Source organism: Acidaminococcus sp., assembly GCF_050873445.1.
GTDB lineage: Bacteria > Bacillota > Negativicutes > Acidaminococcales > Acidaminococcaceae > Acidaminococcus.
In genome coordinates this window covers 1-1,982 of record NZ_JBNMIU010000101.1, presented here as the reverse complement: position 1 = coordinate 1,982, position 1,982 = coordinate 1, and the positions used below count along the sequence as shown (strand labels likewise).

Sequence of the window (1,982 nt, the reverse complement as noted above, 5' to 3'; positions counted from 1 at the left end):
GAGATATCATCGGCAATGAAATTGCAGGTGACGGACAGGTCGGGAATAGTCCCGGCCGGAATAGAAAAGTCATTGATGGTCTGGCGGATGGCGTCGGCCACTGTGACGTTCGTGTACTTCTTGGTTATGCGGGACTTGGCCAGATAGACGATATTGTCAAAGGCTGTAAAATGCATCACGGAAGAGCCGCTCTCCCGGCTGCGGCCAAAAATACGTCCCTGGAACAGGTGGACAGTCTGATGCGTCTTATCGTCAATGTGGATAAACAGCACCTCGTCCCCCAGTTTCAGTTCCGGATTCTGCCAAGATTTATCCCGTGTCGTATAGGCCAGGTCGAATTCCAGCCTGCGTCCGGCCTGCTCGACGTCCCCGGACCAAGTTGCACAAATCAGCCAGCCCGTAAGGTCTGCGTTCTCGGGCTTTTTCTGGCCTTCCGTCTGAGCATCCTCGGTATTGCTTTTCTTATTGATTCTTTGCAACTGGAACATTTTCATCATTCCTTTTGAGGTTCATCGTCGTCAGGCGGATGATATCCCCGGGCGAAAGACCGCCGTTACGGACGATGCTGCGATAGATCTGGAACTTCGAGAACTGCTCATTGTTGAGCGTCACCGATTTCCCCACGGCCCGGCCGATGACGTTCCCGATACTGTCACCGGGATAATAGGTGATGTTCTTCTTCATCTTCGACCAGAACGATTCCGGCCGCTTCTTCAGCCCTGTCGCAGCATCGGTCTTTCCCGTCTCTGGTGCTGTGACGTAGCGGTACTCCGTCAGGCCCAGCTCGTAATAGACATCGCCGCTGCCGTCCTTTTCACCAAACTTGAAGGACGAAATCAGGCAGGGCATGGAAAGCGGCGTATCCGACACCGTCAGCTGACAGACGCTGTCACCGGTACGCATCGTTTCCAGTTGGGCGATGTATGTATAAGGCGCAAGGCCCATCATGGCAAAGGGATAATCCTGTGCTGGGAAAAATCCGGAAAGGGTCAGTGTCCTGAGTCCCGTCTTTCCCATCATGAGGTAGTCGCCGAAGTTATTGATGTTCACCGTGCCATGATTCGTATTGACAGATACCATCAGCTCCGAAGGCAGGACGGGAAAGACCACCGCTGCCGATTCAGAAGAGAGAGAAATTGTGAGGGAAGATGCAGCCTGGCCGATGGCGTTCAACAGGGATGCTAAGAAAGAACTCATCAGAGGGTCGCTCCTTTCATGCGGTTCATGCCGTACAGTCTCATTTTTTCGACGAGTTTTTCAGCGACGGCGTCGATGTCCTGCTCGCTGCGGACGTTCATCGTATCAATGCAGATGGTGATGCCGCCGCTGCCGGCGTTCATGGCCTGACGGATGCTTTCATCATGAGGTATGACCGTACTGCCGTTGGGCAGGTGTACCAGCTCGCCCCGGCGGTCTTCATTGATGACGGCAAAGCCGCCACGAAAGTTCTCGACACCGCTTTCAAAGTGGCTGATACTTGGGATATCAAATCCCACATGGGTCGGCGCCCCTCCCGTCAGGGACGGAATGTCGATAGACAGGCCGTTGATGCTGGAAATCAGGCCGTTCACCTGGTCGATGACCCAGTTCACACCGCTGCGAAAGGTGTCCTTGATGCTTTCCCAGATACTGGAGGCCGTCTCGCTGATGCCGTTCATGGCTCCGTCCCAGGCAGAACTGATCCAGTTCATCCCTGCATCGACGGCGTCCGATACAGCCTGTATAGCCTGTTCGATATAATGCGACACGGTATCCCAGTTCCTCCACAGAAGGTACAAGGCAGCAATAATCGCGGCAATGATGATAATGATGGGATTGGCCATGGCTGCGGCGCCTACGGCACGGATGATGGTGATCATCATGCGTCCGGCAGTCAGAAAGGTACTGCCCATGCCCCTGGCCACGATGGCAATGCCCCGGCAGACCGGAATGAGTCCTTTGAACTGGGTCGAGAGATACTTCGAGACACTGCCGGCTTTGCT

At 54.5% G+C, this 1,982-nt stretch carries 2 protein-coding genes and 1 pseudogene; all 3 read right to left on the bottom strand.

Annotated elements, in window-relative coordinates:
• Window positions 1-488 (bottom strand): XkdQ/YqbQ family protein (locus ACR0QW_RS10960; protein WP_432643659.1); only part of this gene is annotated, 488 nt, incomplete at its 3' end.
• On the bottom strand, window positions 463-1,197 hold the full coding sequence (locus tag ACR0QW_RS10955) for a hypothetical protein (RefSeq protein WP_021840505.1): 735 nt from the start codon (window positions 1,195-1,197) through the stop codon (window positions 463-465). The genes ACR0QW_RS10955 and ACR0QW_RS10960, both read right to left, overlap by 26 nt.
• Window positions 1,197-1,982 (bottom strand): annotated as a pseudogene (locus ACR0QW_RS10950) (phage tail tape measure protein); the annotation flags it as partial. The pseudogene ACR0QW_RS10950 and the gene ACR0QW_RS10955, both read right to left, overlap by 1 nt.

Bases quoted from the DNA above. Each gene is read 5' to 3' on its own strand.
- ACR0QW_RS10955 (WP_021840505.1), bottom strand. From the start codon at position 1,197: ATGAGTTCTTTCTTAGCATCCCTGTTGAACGCCATCGGCCAGGCTGCA.